The 16,884-nt window shown below is 39.3% G+C and carries 16 protein-coding genes, 1 rRNA gene and 1 riboswitch; of the genes, 16 read left to right on the top strand and 1 reads right to left on the bottom strand.

What is annotated here, in order from left to right; all coding sequences use genetic code 11:
* Positions 1 to 121 precede the first annotated feature (121 nt).
* The 15 genes from rrf to purD all read left to right on the top strand — a co-directional run bounded on the left by rrf (position 122) and on the right by purD (position 14,389).
* Positions 122 to 237: ribosomal RNA gene (gene rrf / locus VK91_RS18475) — 5S ribosomal RNA — on the top strand.
* 148 nt (positions 238 to 385) lie between these two features.
* Positions 386 to 652 carry a hypothetical protein gene (locus VK91_RS18470; protein WP_048394900.1) on the top strand — a complete coding sequence of 89 codons (267 nt, stop codon included), beginning with the start codon at positions 386 to 388 and terminating at the stop codon, positions 650 to 652.
* Positions 653 to 792: 140 nt separating this feature from the next.
* Positions 793 to 987, top strand: coding sequence for an NETI motif-containing protein (locus VK91_RS18465; protein ID WP_036076850.1), 195 nt, complete (start codon positions 793 to 795; stop codon positions 985 to 987).
* Between the two features lie 93 nt (positions 988 to 1,080).
* A riboswitch (purine riboswitch) is annotated at positions 1,081 to 1,179 on the top strand.
* 207 nt (positions 1,180 to 1,386) lie between these two features.
* Complete coding sequence (purE, locus tag VK91_RS18460; protein ID WP_004225751.1) at positions 1,387 to 1,875, top strand: 5-(carboxyamino)imidazole ribonucleotide mutase; 489 nt, start codon at positions 1,387 to 1,389, stop codon at positions 1,873 to 1,875.
* Positions 1,872 to 2,996 carry a 5-(carboxyamino)imidazole ribonucleotide synthase gene (gene purK, locus VK91_RS18455; protein WP_004225748.1) on the top strand — a complete coding sequence of 375 codons (1,125 nt, stop codon included), beginning with the start codon at positions 1,872 to 1,874 and terminating at the stop codon, positions 2,994 to 2,996. The genes purE and purK overlap by 4 nt, the downstream gene beginning before the upstream one ends.
* A gap of 13 nt (positions 2,997 to 3,009) precedes the next feature.
* Entirely contained in the window at positions 3,010 to 4,305 is a 1,296-nt protein-coding gene (gene purB, locus VK91_RS18450) for an adenylosuccinate lyase (RefSeq protein ID WP_004225746.1), read from the top strand.
* Positions 4,306 to 4,433: 128 nt separating this feature from the next.
* A complete protein-coding gene (gene purC / locus VK91_RS18445; protein ID WP_048394896.1) occupies positions 4,434 to 5,144 on the top strand; it encodes a phosphoribosylaminoimidazolesuccinocarboxamide synthase in 711 nt (236 codons plus the stop codon).
* Between the two features lie 2 nt (positions 5,145 to 5,146).
* Entirely contained in the window at positions 5,147 to 5,395 is a 249-nt protein-coding gene (purS, locus tag VK91_RS18440) for a phosphoribosylformylglycinamidine synthase subunit PurS (RefSeq protein ID WP_004225741.1), read from the top strand.
* A 2-nt stretch (positions 5,396 to 5,397) separates the two neighbouring features.
* Positions 5,398 to 6,081 carry a phosphoribosylformylglycinamidine synthase subunit PurQ gene (gene purQ / locus VK91_RS18435; RefSeq protein WP_048394895.1) on the top strand — a complete coding sequence of 228 codons (684 nt, stop codon included), beginning with the start codon at positions 5,398 to 5,400 and terminating at the stop codon, positions 6,079 to 6,081.
* Positions 6,068 to 8,302, top strand: coding sequence for a phosphoribosylformylglycinamidine synthase subunit PurL (gene purL, locus VK91_RS18430; RefSeq protein WP_048394894.1), 2,235 nt, complete (start codon positions 6,068 to 6,070; stop codon positions 8,300 to 8,302). Before purQ ends, purL begins: the two co-directional genes overlap by 14 nt.
* Positions 8,278 to 9,702 (top strand): amidophosphoribosyltransferase, encoded by a 1,425-nt coding sequence (gene purF / locus VK91_RS18425; protein ID WP_048394893.1) that lies wholly within the window; start codon positions 8,278 to 8,280, stop codon positions 9,700 to 9,702. Before purL ends, purF begins: the two co-directional genes overlap by 25 nt.
* Positions 9,703 to 9,786: 84 nt before the next feature.
* Complete coding sequence (gene purM, locus VK91_RS18420; protein WP_048394892.1) at positions 9,787 to 10,842, top strand: phosphoribosylformylglycinamidine cyclo-ligase; 1,056 nt, start codon at positions 9,787 to 9,789, stop codon at positions 10,840 to 10,842.
* Entirely contained in the window at positions 10,842 to 11,411 is a 570-nt protein-coding gene (gene purN / locus VK91_RS18415; RefSeq protein ID WP_004225729.1) for a phosphoribosylglycinamide formyltransferase, read from the top strand. The genes purM and purN overlap by 1 nt, the downstream gene beginning before the upstream one ends.
* A gap of 113 nt (positions 11,412 to 11,524) precedes the next feature.
* The gene (gene purH, locus VK91_RS18410; protein WP_048394891.1) at positions 11,525 to 13,051 is read left to right on the top strand and encodes a bifunctional phosphoribosylaminoimidazolecarboxamide formyltransferase/IMP cyclohydrolase; all 1,527 of its coding nucleotides are present in this window, start codon (positions 11,525 to 11,527) and stop codon (positions 13,049 to 13,051) included.
* A gap of 81 nt (positions 13,052 to 13,132) precedes the next feature.
* Positions 13,133 to 14,389 (top strand): phosphoribosylamine--glycine ligase, encoded by a 1,257-nt coding sequence (gene purD, locus VK91_RS18405; protein ID WP_048394889.1) that lies wholly within the window; start codon positions 13,133 to 13,135, stop codon positions 14,387 to 14,389.
* A 106-nt stretch (positions 14,390 to 14,495) separates the two neighbouring features.
* Here purD and VK91_RS18400 read toward each other — a convergent pair whose 3' ends face one another.
* Complete coding sequence (locus VK91_RS18400) at positions 14,496 to 14,921, bottom strand: YgaP-like transmembrane domain (protein WP_053075731.1); 426 nt, start codon at positions 14,919 to 14,921, stop codon at positions 14,496 to 14,498.
* A gap of 200 nt (positions 14,922 to 15,121) precedes the next feature.
* On the opposite strand from VK91_RS18400, the gene VK91_RS18395 reads away from it, so the two are divergent.
* The gene (locus VK91_RS18395) at positions 15,122 to 16,843 is read left to right on the top strand and encodes an adenine deaminase C-terminal domain-containing protein (RefSeq protein ID WP_048394887.1); all 1,722 of its coding nucleotides are present in this window, start codon (positions 15,122 to 15,124) and stop codon (positions 16,841 to 16,843) included.
* Positions 16,844 to 16,884: the final 41 nt, after the last annotated feature.

Genomic DNA, 16,884 nt, shown 5'->3' with positions numbered 1-16,884 from the left:
GACTTAACCAAAACGTTTGAAATATTCAATGTATCGTTTATCCAGTTTTGAAAGAGCAAATCTTTCTAAAGAGAGAGCTTCTAGACACAGCAGTACGCCGTGTATGGAAGGTCGACCATAGTCTAGTGATGATGGCAAAGAGGTCACACCCGTTCCCATACCGAACACGGAAGTTAAGCTCTTTAGCGCCGATGGTAGTTGGGGGCTTCCCCCTGTGAGAGTAGGACGTCGCTAGGCAATTAAAAAGTCATGGATGTATTCCATGGCTTTTTTTATTTTGTGAACTATTCATAAAATGCTATAATATATTTAATATTTACAAGTGGATTTAAAGGAAATTTCTTTCGCCTAGATACATTCTGGATTTAATAATGGAGGAATCAAAATGAGGCAGAACATTTTTTCTGCGATTTCGATCTCAAGTCTACTACTTATATTCTTTATGTTTGGCTATGATTCAACCAAATGGTATGGAAACTTTTTTACATTTCTCTATCGTGTAAATATGTTTATGCCGTTTATTTTAGGTGGTTTAGGCATCACCAGTGCCCTATTTGGCATCAAAGGATATCGTATGGTTCTTGTTGTCCTTCATTTGTTCCTACTGCTATTATTTTTTTGTATCTATTTAAAGGCATTTTATGTTCCATGAGCATTCATCAAAACTGCGGAGAGGAATTCTGCAGTTTTTTCTATTTATTTAAGTTCTTACATACTTCTGTAAGCAACAAAAGGTATAATGAATTACAAATTGGTTGTGAATGAATATGTACAATGGAAAGGAAGAAAAAGTTGGGAAAAAAGCAAATTTGGTATGAGGTACAGGAAAACGAGTCAATCGAGGATTGCTTGGCAAGAATGCGGAAAGATGGCTTTATGGTCATAGGACGAAAAGAAGAGCCACTTTTTCATATCGTAGATGGTGAGCCAGCTTATTTGCGCCAAAAAATTCAGTTTAAAGGTATACCTGCTCAAGATATCGAATGATTTTGACTAAAAACCGAACATTTTTTTTCACCTAATAAAAAATGTTCGCATTTTTGGATTGACGATAAGACAATCCCTTGTTAAAATGTGAGAAGGAAAAACAAATAGATCCCACATATATGCTAGAGGATTGGCTCTAGTGTCTCTACCCGGCACCGTAAATGCTGGACTATGCGGGAAAGCACTTTTGGCGTATGGTGAGAAGGTCTTTGTACAGCTATGTACATGGAGACGATCTTGTCCGAATAATCCTCAAGTAAACTGCTTTCACGTGTACTGGTAGAGAGTAGTTTATTTGGGGATTTTCTTTGTAATAAGAATTGCAGTAGCTATTCAAAATAGAGGCTAGCACAATAAATAATTGATCATTTTTCTATCGTTTAAAAGGAGCGACAATTTATGAATCCGAAAATCGGTGTCATTATGGGTAGTTCAAGTGACTGGGAAACAATGAAACATGCATGTGATATTTTAGATGAATTACAAGTACCGTACGAAAAGAAAGTTGTATCTGCACATCGTACACCTGATTTAATGTTTGAATATGCAGAGGCAGCTCGCGAGCGAGGAATACAAGTAATTATTGCTGGAGCAGGCGGTGCTGCACATTTACCAGGAATGGTGGCAGCTAAAACAACATTACCTGTCATCGGTGTACCAGTTCAATCCCGCGCACTTAATGGACTTGATTCACTATTATCCATCGTTCAAATGCCTGGTGGCGTACCTGTAGCTACTGTAGCGATTGGCAAAGCAGGAGCGACTAATGCAGGGTTACTTGCAGCTCAAATTTTGTCAACAACAGATGCGGAGCTTGCTAATAAATTAGATGCTAGACGTGAAGCAACAAAGCAGCAAGTATTAGAAAGTACAGGTGACTTAGTGTGACGAAGATTATTTATCCTGGACAAACGATAGGCATTATAGGCGGAGGGCAACTTGGTCGAATGATGGCACTTGCTGCAAAGGAGTCAGGTTTTAAAGTGGCTGTTCTTGAACCAGCAATGGACTCACCTTGTGGGCAGGTTGCAGATATTCGCATTGTAGCTCCATATGATGATGAAGCTGCTTTAGAAGAACTTGCAGAAGTAAGTGATATTATCACATATGAATTTGAAAATATTGATTATGAAGGCTTAAAGCGTTTATCACAAATGGCTTATGTTCCTCAAGGAGCAGAGTTGGTACGTATTACACAAAACCGTATAACAGAGAAAGAAGCTATTGTGAAAGCTGGTTGCCCAGTAGCACCATATATTGTTGCAAAAACTTATGAAGAATTAGTAGCCAATATTGATTCGATTGGTTATCCTTGTATAGTCAAAACAGCAAGAGGTGGTTATGATGGCAAGGGACAGCAGCTTTTAAAATCAACTGAAGATTTGCCTTTAGCGAAAGAATTATTCACGCATTCGCAATGTATTGCAGAAGGATTTGTTCCTTTCGTAAAGGAAGTATCGGTCATTGTTCAAAGAAATGGTCATGGTGAATCGTATTGTCAGCCAGTTGGAGAGAACATTCATGTTCATCATATTCTTCACGAGACAATAGTACCTGCTCGCATAACTGAAAGCACAGCTCAAGCTGCAGAACGAGAAGCTTTGAAAATTGCAGATTATTTACATTTAGTAGGAACGCTAGCGGTAGAAATGTTTGTATTAGAAGATGGTAGTATTGTTATCAATGAATTAGCACCAAGACCTCATAATTCTGGTCACTATTCAATTGAAGCATGTAATGTTTCACAATTCCATCAGCATATTCGTGCTGTTTGTGGATGGCCGTTACGTAAGCCACAACTATGGGCACCATCCATTATGGTCAATGTATTAGGGCAGCATGTCGTGCCACTCAGTAACTCAATTGCTAAATATCCTGAATGGTCCATACATCTTTATGGGAAAGCTGAAGCTAAGGTCAACCGTAAAATGGGCCATGTGACGATTATGACAAAAGACTTAGAAGCTACACTACAACAAATCGAGAGTTCTGGCATTTGGTCAGAATAGAAGGAGATACGCGATGATTGAACGTTACACAAGACCCGAAATGGGCGCAATTTGGACAGAACAAAATAAATACCAAGCTTGGCTAGAGGTTGAAATTTTAGCTTGTGAAGCATGGGCAGAGTTAGGAGATATCCCTAAAGAGGATGTTGCTAAAATTCGCGAAAATGCTTCATTTGATGTGAATCGTATATTAGAAATTGAACAAGAAACTCGTCATGACGTTGTAGCCTTTACTCGTGCTGTTTCTGAAACACTTGGAGAAGAGCGCAAATGGGTACATTATGGTTTAACTTCTACGGACGTAGTAGATACAGCACTTTCTTATTTAATCAAACAAGCAAATGATATTTTACGAAAAGATATAGTAAATTTCATTGATATTATTGCTACTAAGGCAAAAGAACATAAACATACAGTTATGATGGGACGCACACATGGTGTTCATGCTGAACCAACAACTTTCGGTTTGAAACTTGGTTTATGGTATGAGGAAATGAAGCGTAACCTTGAACGTTTTGAAGCAGCTGCCAAAGTAATTGAAACAGGAAAAATGTCTGGAGCTGTTGGAACATATGCCAATATCGATCCTCGTGTTGAGCAATATGTTTGCGATAAATTAGGACTTGCAGCATCACCGATCTCCACACAAACTTTACAGCGTGATCGCCATGCTCAGTATTTAGGTGCATTAGCTTTAATCGCTACTTCAATTGAAAAATTCGCAACAGAAATTCGTGGACTACAGAAATCTGAAACACGTGAAGTGGAGGAAGCTTTTGCAAAAGGACAAAAAGGATCATCTGCAATGCCACATAAGCGTAATCCAATCGGTTCTGAAAACATGGTTGGTATGTCTCGTTTAATGCGAGGTTATATGGTGACTGCTTATGAAAATGTAGCTTTATGGCATGAGCGTGATATTTCACATTCATCTGCAGAGCGTGTTATTTTACCGGATGCAACAATTACTCTTAACTATATGCTAAATCGCTTCGGTAATATTGTGAAAAACTTAACAGTATTCCCTGAGAACATGAAACGTAATATGGATCGTACATTTGGTCTTATTTATTCTCAACGCATCTTACTAGCATTGATTGATAAAGGACTAGTACGTGAAGAAGCTTATGATACAGTACAACCTTTAGCAATGCAGGCTTGGGACGAGCAAGTTCAGTTCCGTACATTAGTCGATGCAAGTGAAAAAATCACATCTTATTTAACAAAAGAAGAGTTGGATGATTGTTTTGATTACAACTACCACTTACAGCATGTTGATATGATTTTTGAACGACTAGGACTTAACTAATATTTATTTAGCCATCTAATAATAAATGTTAGAGCCACCAGTAAAAGTTTCAGAGTTGAATCGTAGAGATACGGTTCAATTCTGAACATTATTACAAGCGTATCTCATAATATCAGGGGGAAAACGAAATGACTAAAGGTCAACTTTTGTATGAAGGTAAAGCAAAAAAATTGTTCACAACAGAGGAGCCAAATGTGCTACTTGTTGAGTACAAGGATAGTGCAACAGCATTCAATGGTGAAAAGAAAGAGGAAATTGAAGGTAAGGGCATTTTAAATAATCGCATTACTTCATTAATTTTCGAAAAATTACAAGCTAACGGAATTGCGTCACATTTCGTAAAACGATTATCCGATACACAACAACTTGTAAAAAAAGTAGAAATTATTCCGATTGAGGTAGTTGTTCGTAATATTGCTGCTGGAAGTTTAGCAAAGCGTCTAGGTCTTGAAGAAGGGACACCTTTAAAACGACCAATCGTTGAATTTTATTATAAAGACGATGATTTAGGCGACCCACTTATTACGACAGAACATATTGATGTTCTTGAACTTGCCACACCAACTGAAGTAACAGCTATTTATGATGGTGCATTAGCCGTTAACAAAGTGCTACAGCCGATCTTTGCAGATGTCAATGTGACATTGATTGATTTTAAATTAGAGTTCGGCCGTGATATGGATGGTCATGTATTATTGGCAGATGAAATTTCACCAGATACATGCCGACTTTGGGATGCAACAACGAAGCAAAAGTTAGACAAAGATGTTTTTCGTCGTGACCTTGGTAATTTAACTGAAGTTTATACTATTATACTTTCTAGACTCGGAGGCAAATAACAATGAAAAAAGTAAAAATCTATGTAACATTACGTGAGAGTATTCTTGATCCTCAAGGCTCTGCAGTACAAGGTTCTTTAGCTAAGATGGGCTACGGTGAAGTAGAAGATTTACGTATCGGTAAATATCTTGAACTATCAATTAAAGATTCAGAACGTGACATTGATACTCTAGTAAAAGAAATGTGTGAAAAGGTTTTAACGAACGTTGTAATTGAAGACTACCGTTACGAAGTCGAGGAGGCTATTTAATCATGAAATTCGCAGTACTCGTATTCCCTGGGTCAAACTGTGACATCGATATGTATCATGCGATTAAAGACGAGCTAGGTGAAGAAGTAGAATATGTATGGCATACAGCAACAGATCTAAGTGGTTTTGATGGTGTATTAGTACCTGGAGGATTCTCCTATGGGGATTATCTTCGTTGTGGTGCAATGGCTAATCAATCTAACATTATGACAGAAGTTAAGAAGGCAGCAGATGCTGGTAAACCTGTATTAGGTGTATGTAATGGCTTCCAAATCCTAACGGAAGCAGGTTTATTGCCAGGAGCTTTATTGCGCAATAAAAACTTAAAATTTATGTGCCGTACAGTGCAGCTTAAAGTTGAAAACAACAATACATTATTCACAAATCAATATGAGCAAGGTCAAATCATCAATATTCCAATCGCACATGGTGAAGGTAACTACTACTGTGACGAGGAAACTTTACAATCACTAAAAGATAATAATCAAATCGTATTCACATACTCAGGTGACAATCCAAACGGTTCTTTAGAAGATATCGCAGGGATTATAAACGAGCGCGGCAATGTATTAGGGATGATGCCACACCCAGAGCGAGCTGTTGATGCACTGGTGGGCGGCGCAGACGGTCTAGCAGTATTTAAATCAATCGTGAAGCAGTGGAGGGAAAATCATGTCAACAACTAAGTTTGAGCCAACAGCACAGCAGATTAAAGATGAGAAGCTATACGCTGGAATGGGGATGTCAGACGAAGAATTTGCAATGGTAGAAGGTATTTTAGGACGTCTACCTAACTGGACAGAGACAGGTCTTTTCTCAGTAATGTGGTCTGAACACTGCTCGTACAAAAATTCAAAGCCAGTACTACGTAAATTCCCTACTAAAGGGCCACAGGTATTACAAGGACCAGGTGAAGGTGCAGGTATTGTTGATATTGGTGACGAACAAGCAGTAGTGTTTAAAATGGAATCGCATAACCATCCATCTGCAATAGAACCTTATCAAGGGGCTGCAACGGGTGTCGGTGGTATTATCCGTGACGTTTTCTCAATGGGTGCACGTCCAATCGCTATGTTAAACTCATTACGCTTTGGTGAATTAAAGTCAGCACGTGGTAAATATCTATTTGAAGAAGTAGTAGCGGGAATCGCAGGATATGGTAACTGTATCGGAATCCCAACAGTAGGTGGCGAAATTCAATTTGATCCTTGCTATGAAGGTAATCCTCTAGTGAATGCTATGTGTGTCGGTTTAATTGATCATAAAGATATTCAACGAGGCATTGCTGCTGGTGTAGGTAATACAGTGATGTATGTTGGAGCAAAAACAGGCCGTGATGGTATTCATGGTGCAACATTCGCCTCTGAGGAATTAACTGAGGAATCAGAAAACCAACGTCCAGCGGTACAAGTTGGAGATCCATTTATGGAGAAGCTTTTACTTGAAGCTTGTTTAGAGGTTGTAAAATCGGATGCTCTAGTTGGTATTCAAGATATGGGTGCAGCTGGTCTTACTTCTTCTTCAGCAGAAATGGCTTCAAAGGCTGGTTCTGGTGTAGAAATGAACTTAGACTTAGTGCCTCAGCGTGAAACAGGAATGTCAGCGTATGAAATGATGTTGTCTGAGTCTCAAGAACGTATGCTTTTAGTTGTGAAAAAAGGTCGCGAAGATGAAATTAAAGCGATTTTCGATAAATACGATTTAGATGCAGTAGCGATTGGTCGCGTTACAGATGATAAAATGCTTCGTCTGCTACACAAAGGACAAGTAGTTGCAGAGGTACCTGCAGACGCATTAGCAGAAGATGCACCTGTTTATCATAAACCATCTGCAGAACCTGCATACTATGCTCAGTTCCAAGCAATCGAAAACACTGAACCTGCTGTGACTGATTACAAAGAAACACTCATTGCTTTATTAAAAGCACCGACAATTGCTTCTAAAGAATGGGTATACGATCAATATGATTACCAGGTACGTACATCAACAGTTGTTAAACCAGGCTCTGACGCTGCTGTTATTCGAGTACGTGGCACAAATAAAGGGTTGGCAATGACAACAGACTGTAACTCACGTTATATCTATTTAGATCCAGAAGTGGGTGGTGCTATCGCAGTAGCCGAAGCAGCTCGTAATATCGTGGCAACTGGTGGCACGCCACTTGCGATTACAGACTGCTTAAACTTCGGTAATCCAGAGAAACCAGAAATCTTCTGGCAAATTGAAAAATCTGCAGATGGTATTTCGGCAGCTTGTACGGCATTAAATGCTCCAGTAATCGGAGGTAACGTTTCTCTTTATAATGAGCGTTCAGGCGAAGCGGTGTATCCAACGCCAACAATTGGTATGGTTGGTCTTATTGAAGACTTAGCACATGTAACGACACAGGATGTAAAGGCAGCAGGAGATCTTGTCTTTGTTATTGGTGAGACAAAAACAGAATTTGGCGGTTCAGAGCTTCAAAAACTTTTAAATAATGGTGTTATTTCAGGGAAAGCGCCAGCTATTGATTTAGAGGTTGAAGCGACACGTCAGCAAGCTTTATTAAAGGCGATTAAAGCAGGCCTTGTTCAATCTGCGCATGATGTAGCAGAGGGAGGTCTAGCTGTGGCGATTGCTGAAACAACATTTGGCGCTAACGGTCTTGGTGTGGATGTAACATTAACAGGCTCTGCAACAACTGCGCTATTCAGTGAGAGTCAATCTCGTTTTGTTGTTACAGTTAAAGAAGAAAACGCTGCAGCATTTGTAGAAATCATGAAAGATGCTCAAAAAATTGGTGTCGTAACAAACGATGCACTTGTGAAAATCAACGGGGACAAAGGTGTGCTTGTAGAAGGTACAGTGGAGGAATTCCGTTCTAATTGGAAAGGAGCAATCCCATGCTTGCTGAACTCAGAGGCTTAAACGAAGAATGTGGGGTGTTTGGTATTTGGGGTAACCCAAGTCCAGCGCACCTTAGCTATTACGGGCTTCATGCTCTTCAACACCGTGGACAAGAAGGCGCTGGAATTGTCGTTTCAGACGGACAGCATCTTCGCGCGGTGAAAGGCGAAGGACTAGTTAATGATGTTTTCAACGAAGATAAATTAAAAGCAGTGAACGGCAAAGCAGCTATTGCGCATGTTCGTTATACGACTGCTGGTGGTGGCGGTATTGAAAATGTACAGCCATTATTATTCCACTCCTCAACTGGTAGCCTTTCAATTGCCCATAACGGTAACTTAGTCAATGCGACACATTTAAAGCAATATCTAGAGCGACAAGGTAGCATTTTCCACTCTAGCTCTGATACAGAAGTGTTGGCGCATCTTATTAAGAAAAGTTCACATTCACCATTCCGTGCGAAGGTGAAAAATGCCCTATCTCTTTTAAAGGGTGCCTATTCTTTCTTAATTATGACAAAGGATGAAATGCTTGTTGCACGTGATCCACATGGTTTACGTCCATTATCTCTTGGAAAGCTAGGAGATGGATGGGTGGTAGCTTCTGAAACTTGTGCATTCGATTTAATTGGTGCAGAATTCGTTCGTTCGGTAGAACCAGGTGAATTAATCATTATTAATGATGAGGGCGTAAAATCAGATCGTTTTGCTGATATGGATAAACGTTCGATGTGTGCGATGGAATATGTTTATTTAGCACGTCCTGATTCGGATATTGATGGTATTAACGTTCATATGGCACGAAAACGTATGGGTAAACAGCTTGCTCGTGAGTGTGCGCATATTGAAGCAGATGTTGTAACAGGTGTTCCTGATTCAAGTATTTCCGCAGCGATTGGTTTTGCAGAAGAAAGTGGAATCCCTTATGAATTAGGTCTTATTAAAAACCGTTATGTTGGTCGTACGTTTATTCAGCCGACACAGGAGCTACGTGAACGTGGTGTGAAAATGAAACTTTCACCTGTTGTTCAAGTCGTAAAAGGAAAAAAAGTAGTAATGGTTGATGATTCTATCGTTCGTGGTACAACATCTCGTCGCATTGTCAAAATGCTAAAAGATGCTGGCGCAGCGGAAGTTCATGTTGTGATTTCATCACCGCCGATGACAAACCCTTGTTATTATGGCATTGATACATCAACGCATGAAGAACTAATTGCTTCTAGTCATAATGTAGATGAAATTCGTGAAGCAATTGGTGCAGATTCTCTGACATTCCTTTCTGTTGAGGGGATGGTAGAAACAATTGCACGACCATACGAAGATGAAAACCGAGGACTTTGTCTTGCATGCTTTACAGGCAAATATCCAACAGAGATTTTCCCGGATACGATTTTGCCACATGAAAAAGAATTATTACGTTAAGAACAACATCGCAACAAATTAGTGTCTTACAGTCATTTCTATCTAGGAAACTTAGGCGACTTGGATGATAAGGAGGAACTCTGCGTGTCAAAGGCATATGAACAAGCAGGTGTAAATATTGAAGCGGGCTATGAAGCCGTAAAACGAATGAAGTCTCATGTTGAACGTACGAACCGTCTAGGTGTAATGGGGACATTTGGTGGTTTTGGTGGCATGTTTGACTTGTCAGAACTGAATCTTAAAGAACCTGTTCTTATTTCGGGGACAGATGGTGTTGGAACAAAGCTAAAGCTAGCCTTCATGGTAGACAAGCACGATACAATCGGTGTGGACTGTGTAGCAATGTGTGTAAATGATATTGTTGCTCAAGGAGCAGAACCGCTGTACTTTTTAGATTACGTAGCTCTTGGAAAAGCAGAGCCTGCAAAAATCGAACAAATTGTCAAAGGTGTTGCAGATGGCTGTGTGCAATCAGGTGCGGCTCTAATAGGTGGAGAAACTGCGGAAATGCCTGGTCTTTATGAAGAAGATGAATATGATCTAGCTGGCTTTGCAGTAGGCGCGTGTGAAAAGTCTGCCATCGTGACAGGTGAAGAAATCGTAGAAGGCGATGTACTTATTGGAATTGCATCAAGTGGTGTACATTCAAACGGTTATTCTTTAGTGCGTAAAATTGTCTTTGCAGATCATCAATATGCTGTGGATGCTATTGTAGAAGGCTATGAAGATCTAGGCCCAATCGGTGAGGCGCTTCTAGTGCCAACAAAGCTATATGCTAAACCTGTGCTAGCAGCTTTAAAGGCAGCAGATGTACATGGCTGTGCACATGTTACAGGTGGCGGTTTCTATGAAAATCTACCACGCATGATGCCAGAGGGACTAGCAACGGAAATCGACTTAGGTTCTTGGCCTGTATTACGTATCTTTGAATTCCTAAAAGAGAAAGGTCAGCTAGAAGATAAAGATTTATATAATGTGTTTAACATGGGTATTGGCTTTGTAATAGCTGTGCCAGAAACTGAAGCTGATAAAGTAATCGCTGCAGTTGAAGCAAATGGTGAAAAGGCTTATACAATCGGACGTGTTATTAAAGGTGACGGAGTAGTATTTAATGGCTCACATGATGGGAGTTTAGTGTAATGACTGCACCAACAAAAATAGCCGTGTTCGCGTCAGGTAGCGGTAGCAATTTTCAAGCCATTCAAGAGGCCATTGAACGTGGTGAACTCCATGCAAAGGTCGCACTAGTGGTCACAGATAAGCCTGGAGCATTTGTAGTAACACGTGCTGAAAACTTTGGGATTCCAGTGTTAGCATTGAATCCAAAAGAGTTTGTCTCAAAGTCAGCATATGAGACAGCTATTATCGAAGCTTTACATGAGTGCGATGTGAAATGGATTGTGCTTGCTGGGTATATGCGTTTAATCAGTGACGTATTATTAGCAGCCTTTCCACAGCGAATTGTTAATATTCACCCGTCCCTATTGCCTGCCTTTCCTGGAAAGGACGCTATTGGACAAGCCATTAATCATGGTGTGAAAATAACAGGTGTAACAGTGCATTTTGTTGATGAAGGAATGGATACTGGACCAATTATCGCTCAGGCAGCGGTACCTGTCATTGAAGGAAATCGCGAGGCAACAGAAGCTGAAATTCATAAACAAGAGCATTTATTATATACAAAGGCATTACAGCAATTATTACAGTAACTGAAGAGGGAGTTAGGTCGAGAATCCTACTCAACAAGTAAGACCTAACTCTATTAATCTATTGAAGCAAGTCAGTTCGTGGACAGCACGATAAAAATTAGGAGGATATTGTTGTGACAAAACGTGCATTAATCAGTGTTTCCAATAAAGATGGTATTTTAGAATTTGCAAAGGAATTAGTAGCATTAGGTTATGAAATTTTATCAACTGGCGGTACAAAAAAAATGTTACAGGATAATGCGGTAGCTGTAACAGCAGTAGATGAAGTAACGAAGTTTCCTGAAATTTTAGATGGTCGTGTGAAAACTTTAAATCCAATGATTCACGGTGGTCTATTAGGAAAGTTTGATGATGTCTCTCATCAAGCACAGATGAATGAGCATGGAATTGAACCAATTGAAATTGTTTGTGTGAATCTCTATCCGTTTGTTGAAACAATTTCAAAGCCTAATGTAACTTGGGATGATGCAATTGAAAACATTGATATCGGTGGTCCAACAATGTTACGTTCTGCTGCAAAAAACCATCAATATGTAACAGTAATCGTGGACAGCAATGACTATGCAACAGTATTAGAGGAACTTAAAGCAGACGGTGCCACAACAATTGAAACACGTCGTAAACTAGCTGCGAAAGTTTTCCGTCACACAGCCGCATATGATTCTTATATTTCGAACTACCTGACTGAAGAAGAGTTCCCAGAGAGCTTAACGATGACATATGAATTAAAGCAAAATTTACGCTATGGCGAAAACCCTCACCAAAAAGCGGCCTTCTACCAAAAGCGTCTTGGCTCTGACTTTTCATTAGCTTATGCTACACAATTACATGGTAAAGAGTTATCCTACAATAATATTCAAGATGGTAATGCAGCATTGCAAATTGTAAAAGAATTTGAAATGCCAGCTGCTGCAGCGGTGAAACATATGAATCCATGTGGTGTTGGCACTGGTGTCACGTTAGAGGCAGCATTCGATAAAGCATATGAAGCAGATCCAACATCTATTTTTGGCGGTATTATCGCATTAAATATGGAAGTGGATGCAGCAACTGCTGAGAAGCTAAGTCATATTTTCCTAGAGATTATTATTGCACCTGCTTTCTCACAAGAAGCATTAGATATTTTAACGAAAAAGAAAAATATCCGCTTACTAACAATTCCTTTCGAGCAAGCGAAACAAGATTCATTCAATGTAGTATCAGTTGAGGGTGGCCTTCTTGTACAGGAGCCAGATCGTTATGGCTTTGGCAATGCGGATATTAAAGTGGTGACAGATCGTGAACCAACAGAGCAAGAATGGGAAGCATTGCAACTTGGTTGGTCTGTTGTCAAACATGTGAAATCCAATGCGATTGTTGTAACAGATTCTCAAATGACACTTGGGGTTGGTGCAGGGCAAATGAATCGTGTAGGTGCAGCTAAAATTGCCTTTGAACAAGCTGGAGAAAAAGCGAAAGGTGCTGCATTAGCATCAGATGCATTTTTCCCAATGAGCGATACTGTGGAGGCGGCAGCCGCTGCAGGGATTACAGCAATTATTCAACCAGGTGGTTCCATTAAAGATCAAGATTCCATTGATAAAGCAAATGAATACGGCATTGCGATGGTATTCACAGGCGTACGTCATTTTAAACATTAATTGTAGAATTATATAGAAATCTAAACAGACCGAGATGTTGGTTCATCTCGGTTTTACTTACAAAGAGGAGGATTCTCTAAAATGAATGTATTAGTAATCGGAAGCGGTGGCCGTGAGCACGCAATAGCTAAACAATTTAGCATCTCTCCATCAGTGAACAACGTATTCGTAGCGCCAGGAAATGATGGGATGCGAGGCGAAGTAGAAGTTGTTGCTATTGATACAATGGATTTCGCAGGTCTCGCTCAATTTGCCAAGGAAAATGATATTGCATTAACATTTGTTGGCCCAGAACAGCCGCTTGCTGAAGGCATTGTCGATTTCTTTACAGCTAGAGGTTTACGTATTTTTGGTCCTACAAAAGTTGCTGCTCAAATAGAAAGCAGTAAATCCTATGCGAAAGAAATTATGAATAAATACAATATTCCTACAGCAGCACATGAAACATTTACTGAAGCAGAAAAAGCAATAGTCTATATTAAAGAACAAGGTGCGCCTATTGTCATTAAGGCTGATGGTTTAGCGGCTGGTAAGGGTGTCGTTGTGGCAATGACAGAGGAAGAAGCGATTGAAGCTGTAGAGGATATGATTGGAAACCAACGTTTTGGTGAATCCTCTTCACGTGTTGTCGTTGAGGAATTTTTAGACGGTGAAGAATTCTCCTTTATGTCTTTTGTGCACAAAGGACAAATTTATCCGATGGTTATTGCACAAGATCATAAACGAGCTTATGACGGTGATAAAGGACCAAACACAGGAGGTATGGGTGCTTATTCACCAGTACCACAAATCCCACAAGAGGTAATAGATATTGCATTTCAAACTATTGTAGAACCAACTGTTAAAGGGATGGAGGCAGATGGTGCTTCCTTTACAGGTATTTTATACGCAGGGTTAATTTTAACAAAGAAAGGTCCTCAGGTCATAGAGTTTAATGCCCGTTTTGGTGATCCTGAAACTCAAGTTGTATTGCCACGTATGGTTTCAGATTTTGGTGCATTTATGATGGCGTTAATGGATGAACAGCCTTTTGATTTACAATGGTCAGAAGAAGCAATGCTTGGTGTAGTCATTGCAGCAGAGGGTTACCCAGGAGACGTTGAAAAAGGTAAGGTATTACCGAATTTAGAGGCAATTTCGACATCACATGCAGTTTTCCATGCAGGTACAAAATTAGTAGACGGTCAATTCGTTGGTAATGGAGGACGTGTACTGTTAGTTGGTGCAAAAGCAGCTACTTTACAAGAAGCACAGGAAAAGGTTTATGAAGGTATTGCAACGGAAACATGGGATCACTTTTTCTTCCGTAAAGATATTGGCTGGCGTACGTTTAAGTAATTATTATTTTCACTAAATATTTTTTATCGTCTTTTGAAACCTCTTGTTGTTTCAAAACGTAAGAGGTAAGAGCCGTCTCAATAATAGATTGGGACGGCTCCTTTGACTAAGAAGGATTCTGAGCTTTATTCGTTGAAGAATCGCTACTATTTGAGGAATTTTGGGTTGAAGTGCTGGTGTTAGATTGTTTTGAAGCAGTAGCTTGTGAACCTGAAGAATTACCAGCTATAGCAGAGGAAAAATCCTTCATGAGCTTATCGATTTGTTCAGTAGACATAGAATTTTGCCCGCTGAACATACTTTGCATAGAGGTGTTCATGGCATTCTGCATATTGGAGCTTAAAACTGCTTTCGTTGGACAATATTTAAAAAGTCCCTCAGCCATTTTCATGGCACCTAATGCAATCATTAATCGACCTTTTGTACAATTAGGATTTCTAGAAACTTTAGCGATACCAAATGCGGTTAAACTTGTCCCCATGGCAAAACGACAAAATGCATTCTTTTCGCTTAAATTTGCTTGCTGCATCATCATTACTTCCTCCTTTAGTCATTGTGGAAAAAATAAGCGAGGTGCACTTTGCTTTATGAAAGTGCTGTGTTACGATTGAAACAAGATGATTGCATAAAGCATAATTTTTATGAAAATATGCGATTATGCAGTAGTAGTATGTGATTTCAAATTGGATTTACACAATGAAAAATTACGTAATTTAGGAAGGAGCGAATAGCATGGATCCAGTATGGAAAATAACAAAAATACGTCAACAATTAGCAGTAATCGATGGGAAAAAGGCACCAGATATCGTGCTGAAGAATGCACGTTATTTGCATAGTATGTTAAAGCAATTCATAGTAGGGAACATTTGGATTTTGGGAGATCGCATTGTCTATGCTGGTGACAGAATGCCTCCTTTATTAGAAGGAACAGAAGTGGTGGATTGTACAGGAAAAACAATCGTACCTGGCTATATTGAGCCACATGTACACCCATTCCAGCTTTATCATCCACAGTCATTTGCAGATTTTTGTGGTCAGCTTGGGACAACAACTTTTATTTCGGATAATTTAAGCTTTGTTTTAAATTTAGAAAATAAGAAAGCGTTTTCAATTTTAGAGAGTTTGAAAAAGCTACCTTTTTCTTTTTATTGGTGGACTCGCTTTGACTCACAAACTGAATTGGAGCAAGAAGAAGAGGTTTTCTCTAATACTTCTATATTAGAGTGGTTAGAGCGAAGTGATGTCTTACTTGGTGGAGAGTTGACAGGCTGGCCTAAGCTGTTGCATGGCGACGATCAAATGCTTTATCGTATGCAAATGGCTAAGGGACTGGGAAAAAAAATTGAAGGTCATTTCCCTGGAGCTTCAGAAAGAACATTGGCACGAATGAAACTGCTTGGTGCTGATGGTGATCATGAGGCAATGACAGTAGAAGAGGTAGAGCGTCGTATTATGCAGGGCTATGCTGTAACTTTACGTCATTCTTCCATACGACCAGATTTACCACATCTACTAAACGGAATAGTAGAAAAAGAGCTTCCAATCTTTGATCATTTAATGATGACAACAGACGGTTCAACTCCTTCATTCCATGAGGATGGTGTGATGGATAAATGCATTCAAGTAGCTTTAGATGCAGGGGTATCTCCTATTGATGCTTATCAAATGGCTTCCTATAATGTAGCACGTTATTACAACATGTCTAATTTACATGGTTTTATCGCAACAGGGCGTTTTGCTTCACTCAATATTTTACAAGATGAATATCATCCTGTTCCAGAAAGTGTCTTATCAAAGGGTGTCTGGTTGAAGCGTAATGGAGATCGTGTGCATAGAATGGCGACAATTGATTATTCTTCCATCCCAGCTTTAGATTTAGATTTCTCATTAGATTCACAGGATTTCCAGTTTTCTATGCCGTTTGGGATTCAATTAGTTAATGATGTGATTACAAAGCCTTATAATTCTTTAATTACGAAAGAAGGGCAATTGGCAAATCATGATGAGTGCTATTTAATGCTCATTAACCGAAAAGGCAACTGGCATGTAAATACAATGATTAAAGGATTTGCAACAGATGTCCAAGGCTTTGCATCCTCTTATTCAAACACCGGTGACATATTGTTAATTGGAAAAAATAAAGACGATATGATTAAAGCCTTCGAAGAAATGAAGGCAATGAATGGTGGTATTGTTCTCGTCGAAAAAGGAGAAGTTATAGCGGATATACCATTAACAATTGGTGGACTTTTATATGATGGAGATGTATTCACTTTAACAGAGAAAGAAAAGGCTTTAAAACAAGCTTTAGCAGATAGAGGCTATCAATTAGGAGATGCCATTTATACATTATTATTTTTACAATCTACTCATTTACCATATATTCGTATAACACCACAAGGAATTTTCGATGTGATGAAGAATAAGTTATTATTACCTGCTGTTATGCGCTAATTCATGAAAGTGTTTCAGTTGTTTAAACAATTACAAATATT

It is taken from the genome of Lysinibacillus sp. LK3, assembly GCF_001043675.1.
Lineage (GTDB): Bacteria > Bacillota > Bacilli > Bacillales_A > Planococcaceae > Lysinibacillus > Lysinibacillus capsici.
The sequence above is the reverse complement of the archived record's forward strand: the minus strand, read 5'-3'. Positions and strand labels throughout refer to the sequence as shown.

What these genes read in the sequence shown, in the direction of transcription:
- VK91_RS18470 (WP_048394900.1), top strand. Translation starts at nt 386, where the DNA reads ATGAGGCAGAACATTTTTTCTGCGATTTCGATCTCAAGTCTACTACTT.
- purE (WP_004225751.1), top strand. Translation starts at nt 1,387, where the DNA reads ATGAATCCGAAAATCGGTGTCATTATGGGTAGTTCAAGTGACTGGGAA.
- purB (WP_004225746.1), top strand. Translation starts at nt 3,010, where the DNA reads ATGATTGAACGTTACACAAGACCCGAAATGGGCGCAATTTGGACAGAA.
- purC (WP_048394896.1), top strand. Translation starts at nt 4,434, where the DNA reads ATGACTAAAGGTCAACTTTTGTATGAAGGTAAAGCAAAAAAATTGTTC.
- purS (WP_004225741.1), top strand. Translation starts at nt 5,147, where the DNA reads ATGAAAAAAGTAAAAATCTATGTAACATTACGTGAGAGTATTCTTGAT.
- purQ (WP_048394895.1), top strand. Translation starts at nt 5,398, where the DNA reads ATGAAATTCGCAGTACTCGTATTCCCTGGGTCAAACTGTGACATCGAT.
- purL (WP_048394894.1), top strand. Translation starts at nt 6,068, where the DNA reads ATGTCAACAACTAAGTTTGAGCCAACAGCACAGCAGATTAAAGATGAG.
- purF (WP_048394893.1), top strand. Translation starts at nt 8,278, where the DNA reads ATGCTTGCTGAACTCAGAGGCTTAAACGAAGAATGTGGGGTGTTTGGT.
- purN (WP_004225729.1), top strand. Translation starts at nt 10,842, where the DNA reads ATGACTGCACCAACAAAAATAGCCGTGTTCGCGTCAGGTAGCGGTAGC.
- purD (WP_048394889.1), top strand. Translation starts at nt 13,133, where the DNA reads ATGAATGTATTAGTAATCGGAAGCGGTGGCCGTGAGCACGCAATAGCT.
- VK91_RS18400 (WP_053075731.1), bottom strand. Translation starts at nt 14,921, where the DNA reads ATGATGCAGCAAGCAAATTTAAGCGAAAAGAATGCATTTTGTCGTTTT.
- VK91_RS18395 (WP_048394887.1), top strand. Translation starts at nt 15,122, where the DNA reads ATGGATCCAGTATGGAAAATAACAAAAATACGTCAACAATTAGCAGTA.